Source organism: Herpetosiphon sp., assembly GCF_003512625.1.
GTDB lineage: Bacteria > Chloroflexota > Chloroflexia > Chloroflexales > Herpetosiphonaceae > Herpetosiphon > Herpetosiphon aurantiacus.
This window is the reverse complement of sequence record NZ_DOPT01000100.1, coordinates 104,632-129,457: the sequence shown is the minus strand read 5'-3', so window position 1 is coordinate 129,457 and position 24,826 is coordinate 104,632. Positions and strand designations below refer to the sequence as shown.

Below are 24,826 nucleotides of genomic sequence, written 5' to 3'. Positions count from 1 at the left end.
AGAATCCTTGACTTGTTGATTAAATGTGGGCTGGTTGTAGTTCGTTGGATTCAACGCCATGCCCATGCTGCAATTTGGCAGCACGCTTCAAGCGCAGCGAGTTGGTGACAACAAAGACCGATGAGAAGGCCATTGCACCAGCTGCCAAGAGCGGCGAAAGTTGCCAACCAGTTAGGTTGTAGAACAAACCCGCCGCAATTGGAATACCAATCACGTTGTAAATGAAGGCCCAGAACAAGTTCCAACGAATGGTGGTCATGGTGCGGCGCGAAAGTTCAATCGCCTGCGCCACGCCCACCAAATCGCCGCGCAACAAGGTGATATCGCTGGCTTCAATCGCGACATCGGTGCCTGTGCCAATCGCCACGCCAACATCAGCTTGGGCCAAGGCCGGAGCATCGTTTACGCCATCGCCAACCATCGCCACCAACGTACCATTGGCTTGCAATTGCTTGATCGTGGCGGCTTTGTCGGCTGGCAGCACATCGGCAATCACTTGCTCAACCCCAGCTTCGCGGCCAATCGCTTCGGCAGTGCGTTGATTGTCGCCAGTCAACATCACCACTTTCAGCCCCAATTTACGCAATTGCTGGATGGCGGCTGGCGAGCTAGCTTTGATCGTATCGGCAACCGCTAATACCCCAGCAAGTTGCTGCTCAACCACCACAACCATGGCAGTTTTGCCCTCCGATTGCCATTGATCAATCGTGGTTTGGATGTTGCTCAGATCGTAGCCTTGTTCGCGAATCAGGCGTGGGCTGCCAATCACCACCTTTTGTTGATTGACTTCCGCTTCGATCCCGCCGCCAACAATTGCTTTGAAGGTGGATGCTTGACCAAGCGTTGCACCACGGGCGGTTGCACCTTGGACAATCGCCTTGCCCAGTGGATGCTCCGAGCCACGTTCGGCAGTCGCAGCAAGCGCTAGCAGATTTGCTTCATCACCCAAGGCCAGTACATTGGTCAGGGTTGGCTTGCCTTCGGTAATTGTGCCAGTTTTATCGAGCACAATCGTTTGCAACCGCACAGCGCGTTCAAGGCTCTCAGCGTTTTTGATCAAGATGCCATGTTGTGCGCCAACCCCTGTGCCAACCATAATCGCGGTCGGCGTGGCTAATCCCAAAGCACACGGGCAGGCAATCACCAACACGGCCACCGCGAAAATCAGCGATTGAGTAAAGCCAACGCCGCCAACCCAATACCACAAGCCAAAGGTCAACAAGGCGATCACAATCACAATCGGCACAAACACGCCCGAAATTTGGTCGGCTAAGCGCTGAATTGGCGCTTTGGAGCCTTGGGCAGCTTTAACCAAATTGACGATTTGAGCTAAAGCGCTAGCCTTGCCCACTGCCGTGGCGCGTAATTGAAAACTGCCAGCATTGTTGAGCGTCGCGCCAAACACGCTATCGCCAACTCGCTTTTCAACTGGCAACGATTCGCCAGTAAGCATCGATTCATCAATCGCCGATTGACCCATCGTGACCACGCCATCAACCGGAATTTTCTCGCCAGGCCGCACGACCACAATCTCGCCAGCTCGCACTTCGGCCACAGGCATTTCGACTTCAACCCCACCACGCAGCACGCGGGCGGTTGGTGGTTGTAAATCGATCAAGGCGCGAATTGCTGATGAAGTTGCGCTTTTGGCTTGGGCTTCGAGATATTTACCCACCAAAATCAAGGCTACAATCATTGCGGCAGTTTCAAAATAGACGTGGCCGCTCAACTTGAACAGCAGCACCGCCAAGCTAAAACCATAGGCCGTCAGCGAACCGAGGGCAATCAGCGTATCCATATTGGCGCTGCCATGCTTGAGGTTAACCCAAGCACCACGCAAGAAATCGCGCCCACTATAAAACACCACGGGCGTTGCCATCAAGCCAAACAGCCATGGCCAAAGATTGTAGAAGGCTGGCATATCATGGTTCATGCCAGTCATCTCGCGGGCGCTGCCCAGCCAAATTGGGCTAATTAAGCTAAAATCGTGCATCATCGAGACGATCATCAGCGGCACACCCAAGATCAACGCCACAATCAGATTGCTGCGTTTGCGCTTGAGTTCGGCCTGACGCGCTTGGGTTTCGCTATCCTCAGCATCGTCATCCTCGCCAGTTTCGATCACCCCATAGCCCGCTTTGGTCACGGCAGCTTTGATCTGCTCAAGGCTTGCTTGATCGGGCAGGTAGCGGATACTTGCGGTTTCGGTTGCCAAGTTAACTGTTGCTTCTAACACGCCATCGACTTTACGCAAGGCTTTTTCAACCCGCGTGACACAGGCGGCGCAGGTCATGCCAGTGATTGGCAACGTGCGTTCGGCAGTAATCACGCCATAGCCGCCTTTTTCGACCGCAGCAATTAAGTTAGTTGGGCTAACCGCTGCTGGATCGAATGCCACCGTCGCTGATTCGCTGGCTAAATTGACGCTGGCCTCAGCAACTCCGGCGACCTTCTTCAAATTGCGTTCGACGCGCGTCACACAAGCGGCGCAGGTCATTCCGGTCACTGGCAATGTAAGTGTCTTTGTATCCATACCATACCTTCAGATCTGGTGAGTTAAGCAGGATGGCGGGCTGACGGTGCAACCCGACCTAGCCTCGAAACTTAATTTAAGGGAATTGTATTGGCAAATGGCGAAACATCGTAGCCTGCTTCGCTGATTGCCGTTAACAGTTGATCGCGGCTGACTTGCTCGTTGCTTTCGACTTTGACAATTTTGCTAGCCAAATCGACAACGACATTTTGAACTCCAGCAACCGCACTAACTTCGTTGTTGATCGCATTAACACAGTGTTGGCATGAGATGCCTGGAACGTTGAAGCTTTCAGTTTTCATTGTATTACTCCTTGTTTGACACCCCCTACCCAGGGGGGTATGGATAAACCATAACACGCCATTTTGGGCTTGTCAATCCAATTCACACCTGATCTTGCAAAATGTTAATTGGGCACGAGGGGCTAGAGGTTAGGGATCAGGGGCCAGTGTCAACATAGTGTGCACCTAAATCTAGTCAAAGGGAAACCATCCTGACCTTTAGCTTCTGAACCCTTTTGGGGCTTGCCTGATCTCTAACTCCTGATCCCTGACTCCTAGCCCTCTACTGCTTGACATTTTCGCCATGGTAGCGCAGATTGATCCAGGATTATTTTGATTTAGGTTGATCTATGAAAATTGGCTTTTTGATTGATGATCATATGCACCGCGCTGGGGGCATTCAGGTATATGTTCGTGGTTTGTATCATTATTTTCAAAGCAAAGGTCATGAGGTGGTGATTTTTGCTGGTGGTAGTCAGTTTGATAATAGCAAATTGGCTGAGCGCGTTATCTCGTTGGGCGTTTCAATTCCGACGTATGGCAGCGGTTCGAGTACATCACTGCCAATCTGCATCGAATCGAATCGCCGCTTGCGCGAGATTTTAGCCGAAGAAGCTTGTGATGTTTTGCATGTTCAATCGTTGCACTCGCCTACCTTGAGCGGGCGACTTTTGGCGAATTCCAAGGCTTGCCATGTTTCAACCTTTCATATTCGGGTTGATGAGGCGTGGAAATTGCAGGCCTTGCGTTTGGCAACCGCACTTGGCCCCGATTTATATCGCCATATCCATGGGCGAATTGCTGGATCACAGGCGGCACTCGAAACAGCGCAGGCAATTTTTGGCACCAAAGACGAGTATACAATTATTGCCAGTGGCATAACGATTGATCGCTTTGATGCAGCGGTGAATTTGCCACGCTTGCATCAATATAACGATGATAAAATTACGCTCTTTACGCTTGGGCGCTTGGAGCAACGCAAGGGCGTGGAGTATCTGCTGCGAGCTTATGCCTTGCTCCAAAAGGATTATCCCAACCAATTGCGCTTGGTGATTGCTGGCGATGGGCCATTACGCGAAGAATTACAAGCCTTGGCAGCCCAATTGCGCTTGACCGATGTCGAATGGCTGGGCTATGTGACCGATTTGGCCTTGCCGCATTTGATGGCGAGTGCTGATATTTTTTGTGCACCAGCGATTGGCCAAGAGAGCTTTGGTTATGTATTGATTGAGGCCATGGCGGTTGGTTTGCCAGTTGTGGCGGCAGCTAATGCAGGCTATGCGGGAGTTTTGGCCAATCATCCAGGTAATTTAGCAGTGCCACCACGCGATCCACGGGCAATGGCTGGGGCGATTGCCAGTTTTGTTGCCAGCCCTGCCGCCCGCAAACGTCTGCGCCAACTAAATCTACAAGCGGCCAAAGGCTATAGTTGGCAGGTGATTGGCGACCAAATTATGGAATTCTACAAAAAAACAATGGCGCAAACTGTGCAATAGTACCAAGTGCTTAGGCGGTTTTTTGTGTAGTTTGCATAACAGGTGCTTAATAATCTTGTGCTATAGTATGGCTATGCCAACGGTGGCAACGAACCCCAATGTGGTGGATTCTAACGATGAGCTATCTAGAGGAGGCGCATATGCGTTCCCATGATTATTCAATCGAAGAAGCCGCCGGATTAATGCAGCTCTCCGAAGATACCGTGCGGCGTTGGGTTAGCAAAAAGTTGATTGGCTCGTATCAACTTGGGCGTGGCTGGCGAATTTCCGAAGACGAGATTCAGAATATTTTGACGGCACGACACGAAATGGAGCAAGAACGCCAATTTGCCCCAAGTGCAGCCTAAGTTCCAAAATATCCTTGCAGACAACACCAAGAACGCTGAATTCGCTAAGAATCCAGCGTTTTTGTTTAATTCAAGCTGCTGAGAACTTAAACATCGCTGCCCACAACATTATTTCGTAGCGATATGCACGGCAACTGCACCAAAGCCAAGTTGCTTCCAAGTCACATCGCGCCAGCCACATTCGGCGATAATCTGGGCTAGCTCAGGTGGTTGCGGAAAGATCGAAGCTGATTGGGGCAAGTAGGTATAGGCGCGATTGTTGCCGCCAACAAGGCTGCCAATAATCGGCACAATATTGTTGAAATAGAACTGATGCCCCCAACGTACCAAGGGATTTTTAGGCCGCGCAACTTCTAAGCAGGCCAATTTGCCACCTGGCTTGGTTACCCGTGCCATCTCGCTAAATGCTTGGCGAATATCCACAATATTGCGCATGGCAAAGCCTGTCGTCACAATATCGAATGCTTCATCCTCGAAGGGCAAGTGCATACCATCGCCGTTGATAAAGCTATGGCCAAGCGTATCTTGCTCGCGTTTGGCTTGGCCAGCCTGCATCATCGCTAAGGTAAAATCCAGCCCAACGACGCTGAGCTGGGGCATGGCTTGTTGCAAAATCGGCAGAAAATCGCCAGTGCCCGAGCCAACATCCAAAGCCCACGCCGCTTGCGGCTGTTTGATCCGCTTGGTTGCCCAACGCCGCCAGCCTTGATCAAGCCCAAACGTCATCAGCCGATTCATCAGATCATAGCGTTGGGCAATTGCTGTGAACATGGCATTGACATAGACCGCCTTCTGATCGGATTGTGGCAAAACTGACATTATTCAAGCTCCAAGCCAGCCCATTGCTGGTTACTATCAAGCTCAGGGCTTAGCCCCAAGGCGACTAAGGCGCGAGCCGCCACAAAATCGACCACCTCGGCAACCGTGGTTGGGCGAGCGTAGAAATTGGGCATTGGCGGCACAAGTCGCACGCCGCGTTGCGATAAACGCAGCATATTTTCCAAATGCACGCTCGATAGCGGCGTTTCACGCGGGACGACGACCAAGCGCCGTCCCTCTTTTTGCGTTACATCGGCCACCCGCAGCAGCAAATTGTTGGCAAAACCAGCCGCCAAGGCGGCAACTGTGCCCATCGAGCAGGGCACAATCAGCATGCCATAGACAGGATACGAGCCGCTAGCAATCGTCGCCGCTTGATTATTGGGATTATGTTCGGTAATCAGGCCTGAAGCCTGCCAACGCGCCACGGCCTCAGCCCAAGGATAGCCTTGTTCTTGTCGCCAAACGATCCGAGCTGATGAAGTAGCAATCAACTCAATCGGGTGTTCCAAAGCGATCAAGCGCTCGATCACCCGATCGGCAAGGGCCGCTCCACTCGCGCCGCTAACCCCAACTACCACTGGCAAACGCTTACTCATCGTCCCATAGCTCCAATAATTCGCGCCATTCGTTTTCAAGTTCCTCGCGGCGGGCAGCATAGTAGATATGATCAACGCCATCTTCATCGCGATAGACCAGATCGACCTGTGAACGCATTGGCCGCATATAGCCGATGTTGCCCCACCAACGCACCGAGGCTTCGTCGATTGGCAAATCTTCGAGGAACATGCGTGCAGCATATTCGCGAACTGTGCCTTGTTCTAGATCTTGGTCGCGCCATGGGTCGCTGACCTCGCCGCTGCGCAAATTGCGGAAGCGGAACGAGCGGCCAAAATCGCTTTCTTCCATCGCCACAACTTCGATGCCAGTAGTTGGCGGCTTGACGCGAATCAAATTGAGCCATGCTTCGGTCAATTTGGCGCGAGTTACATCGTTGAAGGTTTGGAAATCTTCATCTTCTTTATTTTTCATGGCTAGATCAAAGCGAATTTTTTCATCGTTGCCGTAAATGCGCCAAAGCCCGCCACGGCCTTTCCAACGATATTTGCGATCGCCCCAAGGCATCCAATCGTCTTCGCCATCGGTTTGCTCATCGTCGATCGGCGCAGTAAAGCCGCGTGGCGTACTAATCGGCGCATGATCATCGTTGACATTCAGATCAACGCCGAAATTATCGTTGATGCCAAGCAATGAACGCCAGCCTTCGCCAAGCCCCCATTCGGAAACACCATAGAAAATATGGTCGATCACGCCTGAGGCATCACGATGAATCAGATCGTATTTGGTGCGATTGCCTTGTTGGAAGGTACGCCACACGCCGAGCCGCCCGTACCAACGCACATCTTCGTTGAGGTCGATTTTGGCATCGCGCAATTCTTCGTGGCGAGCGATGGCATACGCCCACAAGCCTTGGGCACGATCCCGCTCAACCCCAGTCGTGGTGCGCAAATCACGTACTTCATAGGTCCAAACTGCGTTGCGCTTTTGTTCGCTAACAATCTCGACCCCAGAGCGTGGCAATTCCAAATCTTCGCCATTATCGAGTGGTGACATGGTGCTACGAACTAAGGCTCGTCGGGCGAGTTGCAATAATTCTTCGCGATTTGCAACATGGGTTTGATCATCGCGGCGCACATAGACCGTGCCATTGCTCGCGACGTAGGGCGGTAATTCATCAGTTTTAACTTCGACCCGCACCACATCACGTTCTTGATATTGCATTAATTCTAGGCTGAGGCTGGGTTGAGGATCAAGATGTTGGGCTACGAGGTGCTTAATTTGCTCGCTAATCACGGTTGGCGAGACAGTTTGCTCACCATCAGTCCCGATTAACAAAACCCCACCATCGGCGTTAGCGAGGGCGGCAATATCGTGCCAAGCTTGCGCCAAATACTCCTCGGTTGCCGGACGGGCAATTAAGTGGCGCGAATCGCCATTCAGTCGCACGTTATCAATCTCCCATTGCTTTTGGTCGCGGCGTGGTACGCGAACCTTATCGATTTGCTTGCTATTGAACAAAGCTTTGAGCGCATCGAACGAGGCTTCGGGCAACAAGGCCTCGAAATAGCGATCGCCTACGCCATAGACTTTTTTGCTTTCTGGATCATCGGCATCAGCTCGACTAATACGATGGGCATCGGAGCCTTGGATGCAAAACATTGGCCGTTCGTAATAGGTATGTTGACCATTATAAAAATTTGGGCTGAGGTAGCTCTCGTGCGAAGCGTAGAAATGTACAAATTCTAAGGCGTGCAAATAGGGGCTTTGAGTGGCGGCAACCCGTGATTGACCGCTATTGCCAAAGCGAATTGACTCGCTGACGACACCCGCATGGGCATTGACATGGGCGGCGATCACAATCCCGCCAGCGCGATGAATAATTTCGTAGGCTTCGGTCACATGTTTGGTGTTGGAGATAGAGCACGAGCCAGCTTTTAATTCTTGGGCGGGAATCCCCAATTGCAACAAGACCGCTTCGAGCACACTTAATGGGGTAGTGGGGGCAAAAAGCGCCAAAATATGTGAGCCATAATGGCTCGTAAACTCAAAACCAGGCAGCACCGTCAATTGGGCTAGCAATTGTTGATATTCGCCGTAGCGTTCGCGCTCCTCGGGCGTACAGCGATCGGCTTGGACAAAACGTTCGAGTAAGGCCAGTTCATCGCGAAATTGTTCATAGCCGCGAATCGTATTGTGGTCGGTAAAGGCAATAATATCGAGTTGGTGGGCGGCAGCAGCCCGCAAAATATCGAGATAACTTACCTCTGGTTCAGCATAATCTTCAGATGCTGGTGTATGGATATGTAAATCTAAACGCATCCATCGCTCGGAAACCGCAGATACCTGCTCATCGCTAAAGGTCATTTTCCGTTTTACTCCATCAAGATCAATGTTTTTATTTCGCCAAAAACTCTCGACTTCTCAAGCCGATTTTGCCCGTCATGATACCTCAATCTGCTCAGAGCAGCAATTTACTTAAAATTGACCAATCGATCGCAAATATGTTCTACTGTTTCCCGTGAAACCATTAATTTCTCGCTATTTTGGCTTAGTTATCAAGAAGTTATCCACAGCATGTGGATAACTTTAGTTAATTGCTAATGTGGAAAAGCTGTGGGAAATGTGCATAACATAGCCAAATTAGGCATTAACGTTAATTCAATGTTAAGCAACCGAGGACTATTGCGCATATGTTTCACAAGTTAGGCCAAGCATTGCCCAAAAAGAACAGCGTACCCTTGCATAAGAGTACGCTGTCTAATCAAACTGCTAAATGTTTCACGGGAAACATTTAGGCTGGGTAAGTCCAAGCTTCGCCAGGTTGCAACGCAACGATTGCGGTGTTGAGCTGAAGTTTGTTTAATTCGCTCTGCAACGCCTCGGGGTTGCCATGCAAGGCTGGGAATGTGCCATAGTGTTCTGGGATAGCAAATTTGGAGCCAATTAATTTGAGTGCATGCGCGGCTTGGCGTGGCCCCATAGTATAAAAATCGCCAATTGGCAAAATGGTCACATTCGGCTGATAAATCTCGCCCATCAGAGCCATATCGCCGTGAACACAGGTATCGCCAGTGTGATACACCACGCAGCCATCGGAAAATTCGAGGATAAAGCCACAAGGATCGCCCAAGTAGAGCGAAATACTGCCGCTGGAGATACTGCTGCTGTGGTGCGCTGTAGTTAAGGTTGCTTTGATGCCAGCAAGCTCGATACAACCACCTTTGTTGAAGCCAATACATTGTGTCGCATCGACACCTTGGCCTTGCACCCAGCCAATCAGTTCGACAATGCCAGCGACCGGTGCTTTGGTTTGCTGCGCCAGCGTGATAGCGTTACCAGTATGATCCATATGGCCGTGAGTGAGCAAAATTGCATCGACATGTTCGAGTTCGGCTTTGGCAGACTCAGGAAAACTAGGATTGCCCTCGTACCAAGGGTCAAGCACAATCCGTTTGCCTTCGGGCGTGACAAATAAAAAGCTGGCGTGACCAAGCCAAGTGATGGTTGTGTTGGCCATGAAATAATCTCCTTGCACACCAAAATACAACTACTCGCTAAAATTCTACCACAGCCGCTCGAACAACGGCAGGGTTTCTAAGGGCGCAGGATAATTGTAGAGCCAGGTTTCACCCTCGAATTTCTCGCCAGTCCAATAATCGCGCCAGCCACCTTCAGGCAAATAAATGTCACGTTGGTAGTGGTTGGCTTGGAGCATTGGCGCAACCAAGTATTGCTCGCCAAACAACCATTGATCACCAATAAAGCGCGTGCTGGCATCGTCGGGATAGTGCCACCACAAAGGCCGAACTAAAGGCGTACCATCGGTGATGGTCGCTTGCACCAATTCGGCAATGTATGGCTCTAGCTCAGCGTGCAATTGAGCATAGCGCTGGCAAATCTGGCTGGTTTCTACATCGTACTGCCATGGCGCGATTGAAAATTGCATCGCTGGCAATAATGCCGTGACTTGCGTCCAACGAATCAGCAACTCGCGCTCGGGAAATTCACCGTTATAGGCGTTGCCGCCGATCATATCGGGCAGCACATAGGGATAACCGATCACGCTCATCGCAAGCGCTTGGGTAACGACCGCATGCAAGCCATTGTCCATGCCCCAACGACTCCATTTGTCCCATTCGCGGAAGAAGATTGGTTGCTGTTGCGAGCGCCAACCAGTTCGTACCTCTGTCCATTGCCACGATTTGGCCACAAAAGCCACATAGCGATCACTATATTGGTTGGGAGTCATCGGCAGATGGGTTTTGGCTTCGGCGGGTAGAAAATTCCCTTCAGCGCCGTCAAATTTAAAACCATCGATGCCATACAAGGTTTGCAAGCGCTCCAAACCTGCTTGCCACCAAGCCAAGGCAGCAGGATTCGAGACATCCAACAAACCGCCCCAACCTTGCCACCAACGGGTCAAATACGGTTGATCGTTGGCGGGATGTTTGACCAAATAGCCATTAGCAGTAGCTTCAGCAAAAGCCGCGCTCTTTGGATCGAAAAATGGTGGAATCCACAAGGTTACTTTATAGCCAAGCTGATGCAATTGATCGACCATAGCCTTGGGATCGGGAAACTTGCGCCGATCGAATTCTAAATCGCCATAAGCAGTTTGCCAGCGATCGTCGATCTCTAGCACCGAATATGGATACTGTTGGTCGATAATTTCTTGGGCAAACGCCAGCGTTTGAGCTTGATCGATATCCATTTTATAGCGTGCCCAGGTTGTCCAAATTGGCTTGCTAAACATTGCCAAGGGTGGAGCCGCCTTGGGGTAGCCCAATTGTTGAATGACGTGTTGAGCGGCAACGCTGACATTTTCAGCAATCAGTAGATCGAGCACCAAGCGCGTGCCTTCATAATGGGTTTCGCTGCCATCCAAGCCCGCGCCAAATGGGGTTGGCGAAGGAAACTGCACCAGCCGAATCACACCTGCTGGATCGCTATCGATTGTGACATGCAACGGGCCTGTATCTTCGGCCACGATAAAAGCCACGCCATTCGCGCCAATCCAGGCTGGCGTAACAATATTGAGTGTGCCATCATTGGCGTGATCATAGGTCATAAATGGTTGGCTTTGCACACCAGCCAAGTTGAGCGGCCAACTTTGAATCACCCGTTCGCCCATACCATACCACGAGCCTGCTGGTTGTACGCCGATTGCTAAACCAATTTGAGCAACCTGATGTTTCACGTGAAACACCAACTGATAGCCGGTTGCCGTCGTTTCAAGATTAAGCTCAAAGGTCTGGTTATCGAAACTAGTGTATTGCACCGTATCAGGCTTGGTTTGTACACCTAATGCGGCAAACTGCGAGCCATAAGCCTGCAAGTAGGGCTGAATCGTCAAAACTTCTTCGTCATCACGTTGAAATACCAATAAGCCTGTTGATTCGAGGGTGTATGCCATAAACGCCTCACGTAACGATCAATATGTTACCAGCTATTATAGTTGGGGATGAAGAACATAGAACATAGAACATAGAATATAGAACATAGAACATAGATGTAATGGTTCATTCGTTCCCTCACCCCCACCCCCTCGCCCACGGTGGCGGGCGAGGGGAGCACTGCGAGCGCGATTCCCCTCGCCTGCTGGGCGGGAGAGGGGGCAGGGGGTGAGGGCATGCTGGTCATTCTTAATGCTATGAACCAGTACATATAGAACAAAGAGTATCGAGCATAGATGAAGGGGCCAAGGATCAGGGGCTAGATTTAACGCAGAGGCGCAGAGAGCCAAAGGATGAATTATGAGGGATTAGGGATGAAATTCTAACAGAGATGAGCATGTGAGGCGTGAGGCATAGACCAATAATCAAAATAATCTGTGCAATCTGTGGCTAAAAGAATCTTTATGCAATTCATAGCTTAGTGCTTCGTGCTCTTCGCGTCCTTCGCGGTTTCAATCCTTCGTGCCCTTTGTGGATCAAACAACGTTTCACGTGAAACATGCAATTTTGCTCAAAATTCATGTGCTTGAAACTTCGCTGAAATTACATAATCCACAACAATAATCCTCATTTTATCCCTTCTAAATACTATATTTTACATATAATTGTAAATATTTTTACTTTATTTAAAACCTCGTTCGTTCAGTTGACAAAGTATTGGCTGTCGGCTATGATCGCAGCACCAACAAAGTTTGTTTGACGACACAACAAATCGCGGACAACGCAGTTCAAATAAAACCCCTTACCAAAGGAGCCGTCCATGCGTGACACTGCCCATCGTCGGAGCCTGATCAGCCGTATGCTGCTGATCGTTATGCTGTTGTCGTTGATGATCCCCACGTTCAGCCAACAAACACCTGTGGTCGCGGCCCAGCCTGCCACGTTTGATCTGGCGCTCAATCAAGCCCCAACTATTGCAAATGCTCAAGTCAATTGGTGTTTTGCTGGCGGGTTCCAAAATTGGGACAATGCTGCAACACCTGCCAATGACGAAGGTCTCAACGGCGATTTAGTCGCTGGCGATGGCATCTACTCTTTAGATGTCGAGATCGCAACTGCTGGCCGCTCTGAATGGAAAGCGGTTGTTTGTGGCAGTTGGGAAACTTCAGTTCCCGCTGGCCCTAATGCTTGGATGAACACCACCCAAGCCAATCAAACCGTCAAATTGACCCTCGATACCAATAACTACAGCAGCAATGCTGGCAATCATGGCGTGCCAAGCAACAATATTATTCACGCCTACGATAGCGATTTTGCTAGCTGGACAGCGGTTGGTTCGTTCCAAAATCCAGTTTGGACGAACAACGACCCAGCAACCGCAATGACAAGCCTCGGCAATGGTTGGTACTACTTGGCCTATACGGTGCCAAACGCTGGTACCTATGAAGGCAAAGTTGTGCACACTGGCGATTGGACAACTCAATACACTGGGGTTGGCCGCGCCGCCGATCAAGGCAACATCAGCTTTACCACCACCCAAGCCGGACAAATGGTGGTATTTTTGCTTGATACCAACACGAGCCGCCTGACGATTCGCCCGCAAACCGCTGGCAATGCAGGCCCATGGTGTGCTCCAGGTACCTATCAAACCCCACAATGGCAAGAAACTGGCAGCCCCTTGGTTGATAACGGAACCCAAGGCGACTTAGTGAGCGGCGACGGGGTTTTCAGCCTCGATGTTGTTATTCCAGCCGCTGGCACCTACGAATGGAAGGTCAATGCCTGTAACTGGGCGACCGCCTTCCCAGCTGCTAACGCTTGGATTTACACCGACCAACCAAATCAAACGGTAAAATTATTGTTCGATAGCAATAATCACGCTGCTGATAACGGCTGGGATTTACTACCAACTCAAAATGTGGTCAATGCAATCGATGCATCAAATGATTTCACGGTGGTTGGTGCATTCCAAGGCTGGAGCAACAATAATCCAGCTACCAAAATGATCCAAATTGCCCCAAATCAATTTGTGTTGCACTACACGATTGCAGCACCAGGCGATTATGCTGCCAAATTCACCCGCACTGGCTCATGGGTCGAGCAATACAATGCCCAGGGTCGGGTCTTCGATGCCAACGATCCCGCACCCATCGGCTTTACCACCACCAATCTCAATGAAACTGTCGTCTTCTACTTGGATAATCGCACTGGCCGCGTGGCAATTACGCCGCAACGTGATGGCCAAGTGCCCGATTCTGTCATTGGCGATGGCTTGATCAATCGTGATGCAATTGAACATCACAGCCGTGAATCGCTCTATCGCGTACCGTTTGGCGCTGCACCGCTCAACCAAGCGGTTAACTTGCGTTTGCGCACCGCCGCCCACGATATCAATCAAGCACGAATTCGCTTGTATTACACTGCTAACAATGGTCAAAGCATTCAACGCATGACCAAGGTGGCCAGTGATGAAATGTACGATTATTGGGAATACACCATGCCAGCTCAAACTGCTTTGGGCGTGGTCTATTATCGTTTTATTATCGAAGATGGCGCGACGACCCTATTCTATGAAGATGATAATCGCTTCGATGGTGGTTTAGGCGAAGTGGTCAACGCCAGCGCTGATCGCTCGTGGAACATTTATATCTACGACCCAGCCTTTACCACGCCTGAATGGGCCCAAAACGCCACAATTTATCAAATTTTTGTCGAGCGCTTCCGCAACGGCGATACAAGCAACGACCCAACTGGGGTGGCAACCGATACCACCTATCCAGGGCGTGGTTGGTTCTACCCAACTGAGCGCGGCCATCGCTTCCCAGTTACCCCGTGGAACTCGATCGTGCCCGATCCAGAACCATTCACCGACCAAAATAACCCATGGTGGTCAACCTACAGCAGCACCATGTATGGCGGCGACTTGAATGGAGTCCAAGATAAACTCGATTATTTACAAGATTTGGGTGTAACTACGCTCTATCTGAACCCGATTTTCGATAGCCCATCCAACCACAAATATGATGGCCGCAACTATCGCACAGTTGACCCAGCCTTTGGTGGGCAACAAGCCTTTGACGATTTGGTTGCCGATGCCCATGGCCGTGGCATGACGGTGGTGCTCGACGGCGTGCCCAATCACGTCAGCAGCGATAGCCCCTTCTTCGATCGCTTTGGTCGCCACGCTGAAGTTGGCGCATGCGAAAGCACCAGCAGCCCATATCGCACATGGTTCTTCTTTGAGCCAGCCGCCGAGCCAGGCACAGGCGTTTGTGCTGGCGATACCAACTATCGTGGGTGGTTTGGCGTAGCCACCTTGCCCCAAATCAACACCAATCATCCCGAAGTGATGGCCTATTGGTTTGGTACGGCTGGCGGCAACCCCAACTTACCAACCAACACCGCTAGCTACTGGGTCGATGGCACCAACAAAGCCGATGGCTGGCGCATCGACGTTGTGCCCGATGTGATTGGGGTCAACCCAACCTTCTTTGAAACCTGGCGCGACGTGATGAAAGCCGCCAATCCCGATGCTGTGCTCTACTCCGAAACCTGGAGCGAAGGCGATGTGCGTGATCGGGTGCTTGGCGATGAATTCGATAGCACCATGAACTATCGCTATCGCCGCGCAGTTTTGGGCTTCTTACGCGATACCCGCTGGGTCGATAACGACGGCGGCCAAGAGATCGATCCGCTCTTGCCTAGCCAATTTGTCAACAGTTTTGAAACTATCCGCGAGGATTATCCAGAGCCAGCCTACAACGCGGCTATGAACTTGATCGATAGCCACGATACCAATCGGGCGGTGCATGTGCTCAACGAGTTGGGCTTTACTGGCACTGGCTACGATCGCCAACCAGTCGATAATTTTGTTGATGCTCGGCATCGTTTGTCGTTGGTTGCTGCCTTGCAAATGACCTTGCCAGGTGCGCCAACCATCTATTATGGCGATGAAGTTGGCTTAACTGGCTATGGTTTCGATGTACCACGCGACGACCCCTACAACCGCCAGCCCTACCCATGGACTGACCAAGCAGGCTACAACAGCTTGCCCGAATGGCGCAAAGCCGACACTAATTTGTTGGCAACCTATCAACGGCTCGGCCAATTGCGCCGCGATTATAGCTACTTGCGCACAGGCTCGTTCGATGTGATGACCGCCAACGATGCCAACAAAGTTTTGGCTTATGGCCGTAAAGATGAAAACGGTGCGGCAATTGTGGTGTTCAACCGCGATAGCCAAGCCCATAGCATCGAACTAAACTTGGCTGGCTACGTGCCAACGGGCACAGTGCTGACTCGCACCATGCCATTGACCCAAACTGGCCTATTGCCAGCGACCGATGTTACAACCTATACCTTCAGCGTTGCACCACAAAGCGTTGGCATTTGGCTAACACCTGATAGCGTTGATATGAGTGCTCCTGCTGCGCCAACTAACTTGCAAGTGACCAACCAACTGTCACAAAGCATCGAGCTTGGCTGGAACAGCGTTGCAACCGCCGAAAGCTACAACATTTATCGCTCAATCGTGAGCGGCGGTGGCTACGAGTTGGTCGGCAATACCACCAGCACCAGTTTCAGCAGCGCAGATCTCACGCCAGGTCAACGCTACTACTACATTGTCAAAGCAGTACGCAATGGCTTGGAAAGCACCGCGAGCAACGAAGTTTCGGGCTTGCCAGCTTATGTAATCAACTGGTCGAACCTGCAATTCCCCGCCACAATCAACCATACAATCAGCATTACCAACCCAACCACTAATATTTATGGTCAGGTGTATATCGCAGGTGTAACCAGCGAAGTTGGAGCAACGCCAAGCGTTTTGGCCGAAGTTGGCTATGGCCCTGATGGCTCGCAGCCCAACACTGCTAGCTGGACATGGTTTGATGCCAATTTCAACGTACAAAATGGCAATAACGATGAATATGTGGGCAATCTATTGCCAAGCAGCGTCGGAACCTTCGATGTAGCCTATCGCTATAGCACCGACGGCGGCACAAGCTGGATTTACGCCGATCTTGATGGTTCGGATAATGGCTATTCGCCAGCGCAGGCAGCCAGTTTGGTTGTTGCGGCGAGCAGCGATACGACAGCACCGACCGCGCCGCTGAATCTTCGCGAAGTGCGACGCTCAGCCTCGCAAATTGTGATTGGCTGGGATGTTTCAAGCGCTAACGATACCTATCGCTACGATGTGTATCGCGATGGCAACGCGATTGCCTCGGTATTGCACCCAACAACGATCTTTACTGATACCGAAGTAACCGCAGGCATTACCTATACCTATCAATTGAAGGCGCTTGACGGTTCGTTCAATCAATCAGAATTCTCGAATAGCGTTTCGATTCGCGCTGAGCAACGAGTGATTGACGTAACCTTCCGCGTCAAAGTGCCAGTTGAAACCCCAACCAACGAAAGTGTTTATATCGCTGGCAACGATGGCACAGTCTTCAACGGCGCATGGACGGCTAATGGTCAAATCATGCAACGCGTGCTGACCGATACATGGGAATTCAATAAACAAATTCTCGAAGGCACAGCCTTGGAGTATAAATACACTCGTGGCGCGTGGGAGCGAGTCGAATCGTGGGGCACAATCGAGGCCTTCACCAATCGTCGCGTAACCATTGAATATGGCAACAACGGCCATTTCATCGTTGATGATACTGACACCAATTGGGGCACTGGCGACGATAACCGCAAAGCCGTCCAAGCCTGGCGAGACCCCTTGGTCAGCAGTAGTTCAATTGCCAACAATGCCGTTGAAGTTGCGCCAACAGTGCAACCAGCAATTACATGGTCGCAAGTTGTTACAACAACAACCCCAATCAGCCAAGTATTGGTCTTGACCAATGCCCAAAATCAGTCCGTAGCCGGAACAGTGGTCGCTACCAGCCCAACAACCTTCAGCTTCATCCCCGCAGCACCACTGCCAAATGGAACCTACACGCTAACCGCATTCAATGTACGGCGGGTGATTGGTGATCCATCGCCAATGCAACAACGCTACGTTGTGCGCTTCACTGTTGGCAGGGACATTCTCAAGATCTTCCTACCAATCGTTGGACGTTCAAACTAATTTCATGCTTGCCCGCTAATTGAATACCGATAATGGTGTCGGGGTATTGTTGATGGCCTAGCCATCGCGATACCCCGTTTTGCACCGCCCCGCATGAGGCTCTGTTGGTCGTTGTGAGGATGGTCTAGGCCACCATCGTTGCGAGCACCAACAGAGAACATAGGTAGCCGAGCGTTCGACGCTAGGTTTGGTGTGCCTAAAATTTGGCGCACGGCTCCTATCTGAAACGTTGGTGTTTCACGACAAATACTCTAACAACGCTGTAAACGGAGTCATTAATGCGAAACAAACGATTTGGCGGATTGCTCGCGTTGGTACTGTTGGCCTTGGCCTTGTTGCCAAACCCGAAGTCGGTTGCCGCTGGCGATAATAATGTGCACTGGGATGAGCTGTATCATGCTGCTCCCAGCGCCAACCCTCGCACTGAGCTTGTGCCAGGCGAAAGTTTCAGCTTTCAACAAGCCGAAGTCAATGGCACAATTGTTTCAACCACCAATGTCCAAATTTCAATCTTAGCGCTGGCTGGCGACCTAACCAGCGCCCAAATTCGCTACTGGAACGGAACCGAGCAGATCGTAGCGATGAGCAAAGTCAAAACGCTGACTGCCAGTTTCCGCAACACCGCTAGCACCAGCTACGATCTGTGGCGTGGCACAATTCCAGCGCATGCTGCTGGCTCAACCGTGTATTATCGGGTTCGGGTGTATGATGGCAGCGTTTTAGCCTTACTCAAAGCCCAAAATGGCAGCTACACCAATCCACGCGGCCAGCATGTACGTGGCGCAAACTATGATCCCGATGATTATAGTTTTACGGTGCAAAGCGGCGGTATGCCCACAGCTACTCCAACAATTGCCCCAACCGCCACCCGCACCGCCACTCCCAGCGCTACAGCCACGCGCACGCCAACCCCGGTTGGCACTATCAGCGCTACGCCCACGCCATCGCGCACCCCAACTGCGACTGCCACCAACACCTCAACTCCCACAGTTTCAGCAACACCATCGGGGGCTTGCAGCGGCGCAGCGGTTGGCAACAATACAATTATCAGCAGTGCGGTGTACCACGATAGCACCAACAGCGTGTATCGCGACCCGCTTGGTTCGCTGCAAGCAGGCCAATCGGCCAGCATTCGTTTGCGCACTTGTAGTAATGATGTTAGCGCTGTGAGTTTATCGGTTTGGTTAACTGGCGCACCATTCAGCCAACCATCGTTCAGCTATCCATTAACTGTGGTAAGCAATGATGGAACCTACGCCATGTGGCAAGCCAGCGTACCAGCCCCCAGCAGCTCAACCGATCAGTGGTATCAATTTAAGCTGACCGATGGCTCGACAATTGGCTATTATGTGGTTGCCAACACCAGCAACACAGGTCCAGGCGTGTGGAGCGCCACCGCGCTTGATCGTTCGTGGAAGCTGGGTACAGTTCCCGCGCCACCGCAAGATTATGCCGTACCAACATGGCTGCAAGATGCAGTGATCTATCAAATTTTCCCTGATCGCTTCCGTGATGGCGATAGCAGCAACAATTTCAATAATGTGCGGGTCTACGGCCCAAACACCTGCAACGGCTACAGCGGTGCAGGTGCACCCAACTGTTTGGCCTCGATCCACAGCAATTGGAATGAAACGCCAACCACCCCAGGCTATGGCATCGATTTTTATGGTGGCGATTTGCAAGGCATTGTCGATAAAATCAATGCTGGTTATTTTAACGACCTTGGCGTTAATGTGCTGTATCTCAACCCGATTTTTGATGCTTCATCGAACCATGGCTACGATACCAACGATTATTATGGTATCAACCCACGCTTTGGCAATTTGGCAAAATTCGACGAGATGATTGCCGCCGCCGATGCCAAAGGCCTCAAAGTGATTCTTGATGGTGTGTTCAACCACGCTGGCATGGATAGCATTTATCTTCAAGGTTATCCAGGCTATAAAACCGACCGCTGGACAGGCATCAACGGCGCTTGTGAATCGGATTCATCGCCCTACCGCAGTTGGTTCACCCAAGGCTCAGCTGGCACCAGCGGCTCGTACCCATGTGTTGGCGGTTGGGGCTGGAAGGGTTGGTATGGCTATGAAACCATCCCTGAATTTATCGAAAACGACCCAGTGAAGCAATTTTTCTATCGCGATGGCAGCGCTCAAAGCCCCAATGGCAAATCAGTAACCCGCTTCTGGCTCGAACGGGGTATCGCTGGCTGGCGCTTCGATGTAGCCCAAGATATCACCCACGCTTGGTGGAGCGATATGCGGCCTTATGTTAAAAATGGTTATGGCGATAGCGAAAGTTTATTGCTGGGCGAAGTTACGGGCGGCTGTGATTGGGGCTTATATCGTGCCTATCTCAACCAAAACGAGCTTGATTCGGTGATGAACTATTGTTTCCGTGATTGGGCAGTGAGCTTCGCCAATGGCAATGCACCTAGCTCATTCGACAGTAGCTACAATGCCTTCCGTGCGCAAATGCCTGCTAGCCCATGGTTTGGCATGATGAACTTAGTCAGTTCGCACGACTCAACTCGCGCCTTGCGCTTGCTCAACGACGACAAAGCCCGCATGAAATTGATGGTGTTGTTGCAAATGACCCTACCAGGTGCGCCATCGGTGTATTATGGCGACGAAGTTGGGGTAACTGGTGGCGGCGATCCCGACAACCGCCGCACCTATCCTTGGGCCGATAAAGGTGGTAGCCCCGATACGGTGATGTATGCTCATTTCAAGAAATTGATCGCGCTACGCCGTACCTATCCAGCGCTCAGCAGTGGTGATGTTGCAACCTTGTTGGTCAACGATGCCAGCAAACTTTATGGCTATCGCCGCTGGAAAGGCACGCAAGAGGCAGTTGTAGTGCTCAATAACGGCACGGCCAACCAAACTGCGACAGTTAATGTGAGCCATTTAGCCAATGGCACAGTCTTGACCGATGTCTTGAATGGTGGCAGCTACACCGTTAGCAACGGCCAATTGACCTTGCCAGTCGCAGCCCAATCGGGCGTGGTGCTGGTGAAGTAATTGTTCCCTCACCCCCACCCCTCTCCCACTGCGGTGGGCGAGGGGCTTTGATATAATGGTTCCCCCTCGCCTCGCTCTGCGGGAGAGGGGGCTAGGGGGTGAGGGCATGCCAATCGATACCAAATCCCAACCAATCATCGTTAAAAGTCTACCCTTGAAAGAAAGGGAACGAGGGAATTCAAAACTCCAGTTCGCTAGTTTCGAGCCAACCAAAGCGTTGCCAGCTAATATAGCCACGCTGATCAAACTCAATCCCCTCGGCTTCTAAGCGTTGGCGTTGTTCGATTGCCGTATGTACTGGACAATTGGTCGAAATTCGGCCCTCGCGATTGACCCCCCGCCACCAAGCCACATCAGGATATTGCTCATCTAAGGCATGCAAAGCTTTGCCCACTGCTCGTGCATAGCCAGGGTAGCCCGCTGCCAAAGCCAACCGCCCGTAATTTACAATCCGGCCTGCTGGCACTTGCTTGAGTGTTTGATAAATCGCCGTCAAAAATTCGTTGCTCATCGACCTGCTCACTGATAGATCTGCTATCAGCACTTTAGCACAAAATAGCACGAACGAAGGGTCAGGGTTAAGATTGATCCACGAAGGACACGAAGCACACGAAGGTCAATATAGCAGGGCGAACGAGAATACTTAAGTTCATAAAGGAATTACTGTTGACCACTAATTGCCATTTAGGGGGTGCCGGGGGATGAAAACCCCCGGCGTTTCCCTCCAGCGGAGGGACGGAAGGGTGGCGAAACAAATTTACTTCTAATAAATAATTTTGGATCTAACGTCCACTGTTTTCGCGGCGGGCGCGTGAGGCGGCATCAATCGTGACTGCCAACAAAAGCACTGAGCCAGTTACGATAAATTTGATCGATGACTTGAGCGCCAGTAAATCCATGCCATTGGCAATTGCCCCAATCACTAGTGCGCCCAGCAAAGCCGACCAAATTCGGCCACGCCCACCAAACAGGCTGGTGCCACCGATCACCGCTGCGGCGATTGCGTTCAAAAGCACGTCGCCATCGCCTGATGATTGATTGGCCGCGTTCAAACGTGAGGCGGCCAAAATCCCGCCACAGGCGGCGAGTGCCGAAGCCAGCATAAAAATCGTAATCCGAATCCGATTAACATTGATTCCTGCGCGGCGAGCAGCTTCGGTATTGCCGCCAACCGCATAAACATAGCGGCCAAAACGGGTGCGCTGGGTAATAAAATCAAAGATAATCAAAAACGTTAGGAAGATAATGACTGCGCTAGGCACGCCTTGGATTGGGTTACCCGCAGCGTTGGCATTGCGGTTGACGCTCATCATCGCAACACCCGCCAAGACACTCGCGCCAACCACCCCAACCCGCCAAAATACGCCGTTCAACGAGCCAGTTGGCAATTCAGCAGCGCGGCGGCTGCGATATTCGTTGAACACAATCAAGGTATAAACGACAACACTGACAATCCCCAAAACCCAGCCAAGCCAAATTGGCAGTTTATAGTTGGCAATATCATTAATAAATTTATTGGTGATGTTGATGCTGCCTGTGTCACCAAGCACTCGTAATCGCGAGCCTTGCCAAGCTAGCAAACCTGCAAGCGTAACCACAAACGAGGGCACGCGGAAGGTTGAAATCCACCAACCTTGCAACAAGCCAACCAAGGCTCCAACCACAATTGCCCCAATAATCGCCACGGCAGCAGGCAAATTATGGCGCGAAACCAACACCGCCATCACCGCCGCCGCCAAGCCACTAACCTGGCCTGCCGAAAGATCAACCTCACCTAGCAGCAAAATTAGCACAACTCCCGTTGAAATTGTGCCCATCGCGGCGATTTGCACCATCAAGTTGGTCAGGTTGAGCGGCGTAAGAAAGTTTTTATTGATACTTTGAAACACCAATGCAATAATAATCAAGCCAATAATCACTGGCAGCGAGCCTAGGTTGCCTTGGCGAAAGCGTTCGGCTAATGCTTCGCGCCAATTGTTGGGCGCAGCAGCAAGATTCGTCGGTTGCGTTTTCATCATTCGGCCTCTCCATAGGCATTGCTGGGCAGCATTGCCCCAGTAATCGCGCCAATCACTTGTTCGTTGGTGCTGCGAGCGGTGTGGAAGGTAGCGACCCGCCGCCCCAACCGCATCACAATAATTCGATCAGATACTTCAAACACATCGGCAACATTATGGCTAATTACCACCACAGCCAAACCACGATCGCGCAAACGCATAATCAAATCTTTGACTTGGCGGGTTTGCTCAACGCCCAGCGCCGCCGTTGGCTCATCAAGCAGCACAACTTTGGAGTTCCACATGACTGAACGGGCAACCGCCACCGATTGGCGTTGACCGCCCGAAAGATTGGCAATTTGCACCCGCACACTCGGAATTTTGACGCTCAGATCGCGCAGCACTTCAGTCGCTCGGCGTTCCATCTCGGTTTCATTCAGCAGATCGAAGGATTTAAGCCCACTGCGGCGCACATTTTCGCGGCCAAGATAGAGATTAGAAACCACATCGAGATTATCGCACAAGGCCAAATCTTGGTAGACGGTTTCAACGCCGAGGTCGGTGGCATCGCGTGGGCTATTGATTGAAACGACCTTGCCTTCAAAGACATAATCGCCCTCGTCAGGTTTGTAGGCTCCGGCGATGGTTTTAATCAGCGTCGATTTGCCTGCGCCATTATCGCCAACCAATGCCACCACTTCATTCGAGTAGACCTCGAAATCGACGTTGGAGAGGGCTTGAACCGCACCAAAGCGTTTGCTAATTTGGCGCAATTGCAAAACAGGCATCGCTGCTTCTGTTGCTGTCATGACATATTCCTTTTGCTGTGGGTCAGTGGAGGAGCCGCTGAGTTGGCTGTGTGAGCCGTGCCAACCCAGCGGCGCAGAGGTTAGTTATTGAATACCGGCATCAGCACAGGCTTTGGCGAAGTCGCCAGCACAGATCTGATCAACTTTGTGGAATTGGTCTTTGACAATCGTGTCTTTGACGTTTTCTTTGGTCACAGCAATTGGGGTCAGCAAGATTGAAGGAACATCAATTTTGCCATTGTTGACTTTGCTGGTAGCTTTGTCGCTGGTTTTGCCTTCGAGCAAGGCAAAGGCCAATTCAGCAGCAGCTTCGGCTTGTGGCTTGATCGCTTTGTACACGGTCATGTATTGATCGCCAGCCAAAATCCGTTGAATCGCCGCCAATTCAGCATCTTGGCCTGTGACTGGAGGCAATGGTGAGAGACCACCAGCCTTCATAGCGGCAATCGCCCCGCCACCAGTACCGTCGTTGGCAGCATATACGCCATCAACTTTGTTACCCATGCTGGTCAAGGCTTGTTGCATTTGGTCTTGGGCTTTGTCGGGGCTCCAGTCGGGAGTGTCATATTCGTTGGCGATGGTCAATTTGCCAGCGCTAACCAATGGATCAAACACGCTGTGAGCGCCAGCTTTGAACAATTTAGCATTGTTGTCGGTTGGTGAGCCGTTGATCATGACGATAGTTGGGTTGGCAATCCCTTGCTTGTCTAATTGCGCAACCAAGCTTTCGGCTTGCAACTTGCCAACTGATTCGTTGTCGAATGAAATGTAGTAGCTCACGCCATCCGAGTTAAGGATCAAGCGGTCGTAGGCGATGACTGGCACATTTTGGGCTTTGGCTTTGTCGGCAATCGAAGCAGCAGCAGCAGAATCAACTGGGTCAAGCACCAAAACCTTTGCGCCGTTGGTCAACGCTGCTTCAGCTTGTTGCAATTGCAAGCTGGCATCTTGGTTGGCGTTGTTGTAAATCACCTGACAATCTGGGCAAAGCTCTTTCATTTTGGCTTCGAAGTAGGGGCGGTCGGCAGTTTCATAGCGGGCAGTTTTGGCATCGGGCAAGAACAAAGCGACTACTTTGCCGCCACTGCTGGTTGTGCCACCAGTGCCTGTGGTTGGAGCAGTTGTAGCGCTTTCGCTACCACAGGCTGCAATCACGCTAGAGATGAGGATCAACAAGAGGGAAGTGAATGCGCTACGCCGCACGTTCATAGAATGGACTCCTTCGTCTGTTAAGACCTACAATCGTCATTGATACCGAATTGTGCGAACAAAAAGCCAACCAAATCGAACGAACCTGCTCCCGGTGAGCAGCGCACCAATGCCCTAGGCCATCATCAAAGCTACGTTGAGCGAACCATTGCTTTTTTCTGTAGGTGTAGATTTGCCATGATGGGTAGTTGGTTGGTGGGTTGCCTAAGTTGCGTAAATGCGCCGCTTATGGCACGATAGTATGTGCTGACTGATGTAAGGCTAGTGTACGCCAAA

At 51.3% G+C, this 24,826-nt stretch carries 15 protein-coding genes; 4 read left to right on the top strand and 11 right to left on the bottom strand.

The window, feature by feature from the left end; genetic code table 11:
* Positions 1–19: 19 nt before the first annotated feature.
* Positions 20–2,533 (bottom strand): heavy metal translocating P-type ATPase, encoded by a 2,514-nt coding sequence (locus tag DEF47_RS22950; protein WP_012191850.1) that lies wholly within the window; start codon positions 2,531–2,533, stop codon positions 20–22.
* Positions 2,534–2,604: 71 nt separating this feature from the next.
* Positions 2,605–2,835, bottom strand: a complete 231-nt coding sequence (locus DEF47_RS22945; RefSeq protein ID WP_012191851.1) for a heavy-metal-associated domain-containing protein — start codon at positions 2,833–2,835, stop codon at positions 2,605–2,607.
* A 329-nt stretch (positions 2,836–3,164) separates the two neighbouring features.
* On the opposite strand from DEF47_RS22945, the gene DEF47_RS22940 reads away from it, so the two are divergent.
* Positions 3,165–4,310, top strand: a complete 1,146-nt coding sequence (locus tag DEF47_RS22940; protein ID WP_012191852.1) for a glycosyltransferase family 4 protein — start codon at positions 3,165–3,167, stop codon at positions 4,308–4,310.
* Positions 4,311–4,450: 140 nt separating this feature from the next.
* Positions 4,451–4,657, top strand: coding sequence for a helix-turn-helix domain-containing protein (locus DEF47_RS22935; protein ID WP_041304855.1), 207 nt, complete (start codon positions 4,451–4,453; stop codon positions 4,655–4,657).
* 108 nt (positions 4,658–4,765) lie between these two features.
* Here the strand turns inward: DEF47_RS22935 and ubiE are convergent, their stop codons facing one another.
* From ubiE to DEF47_RS22910, 5 genes are all read right to left on the bottom strand, one after another.
* The gene (ubiE, locus tag DEF47_RS22930; RefSeq protein ID WP_012191854.1) at positions 4,766–5,476 is read right to left on the bottom strand and encodes a bifunctional demethylmenaquinone methyltransferase/2-methoxy-6-polyprenyl-1,4-benzoquinol methylase UbiE; all 711 of its coding nucleotides are present in this window, start codon (positions 5,474–5,476) and stop codon (positions 4,766–4,768) included.
* Complete coding sequence (locus DEF47_RS22925) at positions 5,476–6,075, bottom strand: UbiX family flavin prenyltransferase (protein ID WP_012191855.1); 600 nt, start codon at positions 6,073–6,075, stop codon at positions 5,476–5,478. Before DEF47_RS22925 ends, ubiE begins: the two co-directional genes overlap by 1 nt.
* Positions 6,068–8,401 carry an RNA-binding domain-containing protein gene (locus tag DEF47_RS22920; protein WP_012191856.1) on the bottom strand — a complete coding sequence of 778 codons (2,334 nt, stop codon included), beginning with the start codon at positions 8,399–8,401 and terminating at the stop codon, positions 6,068–6,070. Before DEF47_RS22920 ends, DEF47_RS22925 begins: the two co-directional genes overlap by 8 nt.
* A 427-nt stretch (positions 8,402–8,828) precedes the next feature.
* Positions 8,829–9,554 (bottom strand): metal-dependent hydrolase, encoded by a 726-nt coding sequence (locus tag DEF47_RS22915; RefSeq protein ID WP_012191857.1) that lies wholly within the window; start codon positions 9,552–9,554, stop codon positions 8,829–8,831.
* A gap of 45 nt (positions 9,555–9,599) precedes the next feature.
* Positions 9,600–11,450, bottom strand: coding sequence for a glycoside hydrolase family 31 protein (locus DEF47_RS22910; protein WP_012191858.1), 1,851 nt, complete (start codon positions 11,448–11,450; stop codon positions 9,600–9,602).
* 800 nt (positions 11,451–12,250) lie between these two features.
* Between DEF47_RS22910 and DEF47_RS22905 the strand changes: the two genes are divergently transcribed.
* Complete coding sequence (locus DEF47_RS22905) at positions 12,251–17,512, top strand: alpha amylase N-terminal ig-like domain-containing protein (protein ID WP_012191859.1); 5,262 nt, start codon at positions 12,251–12,253, stop codon at positions 17,510–17,512.
* Between the two features lie 278 nt (positions 17,513–17,790).
* Positions 17,791–20,535, top strand: coding sequence for a glycoside hydrolase family 13 protein (locus DEF47_RS22900; protein WP_012191860.1), 2,745 nt, complete (start codon positions 17,791–17,793; stop codon positions 20,533–20,535).
* Positions 20,536–20,713: 178 nt separating this feature from the next.
* Here DEF47_RS22900 and DEF47_RS22895 read toward each other — a convergent pair whose 3' ends face one another.
* The 4 genes from DEF47_RS22895 to DEF47_RS22880 form a co-directional block, all read right to left on the bottom strand.
* Positions 20,714–21,046: an MGMT family protein gene (locus DEF47_RS22895; protein WP_287045358.1), complete on the bottom strand. Its 333-nt coding sequence runs from the start codon at positions 21,044–21,046 to the stop codon at positions 20,714–20,716.
* Between the two features lie 271 nt (positions 21,047–21,317).
* Complete coding sequence (locus DEF47_RS22890) at positions 21,318–22,553, bottom strand: sugar ABC transporter permease (protein ID WP_012191862.1); 1,236 nt, start codon at positions 22,551–22,553, stop codon at positions 21,318–21,320.
* Positions 22,550–23,341: an ATP-binding cassette domain-containing protein gene (locus DEF47_RS22885; protein WP_012191863.1), complete on the bottom strand. Its 792-nt coding sequence runs from the start codon at positions 23,339–23,341 to the stop codon at positions 22,550–22,552. Before DEF47_RS22885 ends, DEF47_RS22890 begins: the two co-directional genes overlap by 4 nt.
* A gap of 84 nt (positions 23,342–23,425) precedes the next feature.
* A complete protein-coding gene (locus DEF47_RS22880; protein ID WP_012191864.1) occupies positions 23,426–24,550 on the bottom strand; it encodes a sugar ABC transporter substrate-binding protein in 1,125 nt (374 codons plus the stop codon).
* Positions 24,551–24,826: the final 276 nt, after the last annotated feature.

Bases quoted from the DNA above. Each gene is read 5' to 3' on its own strand.
- DEF47_RS22950 (WP_012191850.1), bottom strand. From the start codon at position 2,533: ATGGATACAAAGACACTTACATTGCCAGTGACCGGAATGACCTGCGCC.
- DEF47_RS22945 (WP_012191851.1), bottom strand. From the start codon at position 2,835: ATGAAAACTGAAAGCTTCAACGTTCCAGGCATCTCATGCCAACACTGT.
- DEF47_RS22940 (WP_012191852.1), top strand. From the start codon at position 3,165: ATGAAAATTGGCTTTTTGATTGATGATCATATGCACCGCGCTGGGGGC.
- DEF47_RS22935 (WP_041304855.1), top strand. From the start codon at position 4,451: ATGCGTTCCCATGATTATTCAATCGAAGAAGCCGCCGGATTAATGCAG.
- ubiE (WP_012191854.1), bottom strand. From the start codon at position 5,476: ATGTCAGTTTTGCCACAATCCGATCAGAAGGCGGTCTATGTCAATGCC.
- DEF47_RS22925 (WP_012191855.1), bottom strand. From the start codon at position 6,075: ATGAGTAAGCGTTTGCCAGTGGTAGTTGGGGTTAGCGGCGCGAGTGGA.
- DEF47_RS22920 (WP_012191856.1), bottom strand. From the start codon at position 8,401: ATGACCTTTAGCGATGAGCAGGTATCTGCGGTTTCCGAGCGATGGATG.
- DEF47_RS22915 (WP_012191857.1), bottom strand. From the start codon at position 9,554: ATGGCCAACACAACCATCACTTGGCTTGGTCACGCCAGCTTTTTATTT.
- DEF47_RS22910 (WP_012191858.1), bottom strand. From the start codon at position 11,450: ATGGCATACACCCTCGAATCAACAGGCTTATTGGTATTTCAACGTGAT.
- DEF47_RS22905 (WP_012191859.1), top strand. From the start codon at position 12,251: ATGCGTGACACTGCCCATCGTCGGAGCCTGATCAGCCGTATGCTGCTG.
- DEF47_RS22900 (WP_012191860.1), top strand. From the start codon at position 17,791: ATGCGAAACAAACGATTTGGCGGATTGCTCGCGTTGGTACTGTTGGCC.
- DEF47_RS22895 (WP_287045358.1), bottom strand. From the start codon at position 21,046: ATGAGCAACGAATTTTTGACGGCGATTTATCAAACACTCAAGCAAGTG.
- DEF47_RS22890 (WP_012191862.1), bottom strand. From the start codon at position 22,553: ATGATGAAAACGCAACCGACGAATCTTGCTGCTGCGCCCAACAATTGG.
- DEF47_RS22885 (WP_012191863.1), bottom strand. From the start codon at position 23,341: ATGACAGCAACAGAAGCAGCGATGCCTGTTTTGCAATTGCGCCAAATT.
- DEF47_RS22880 (WP_012191864.1), bottom strand. From the start codon at position 24,550: ATGAACGTGCGGCGTAGCGCATTCACTTCCCTCTTGTTGATCCTCATC.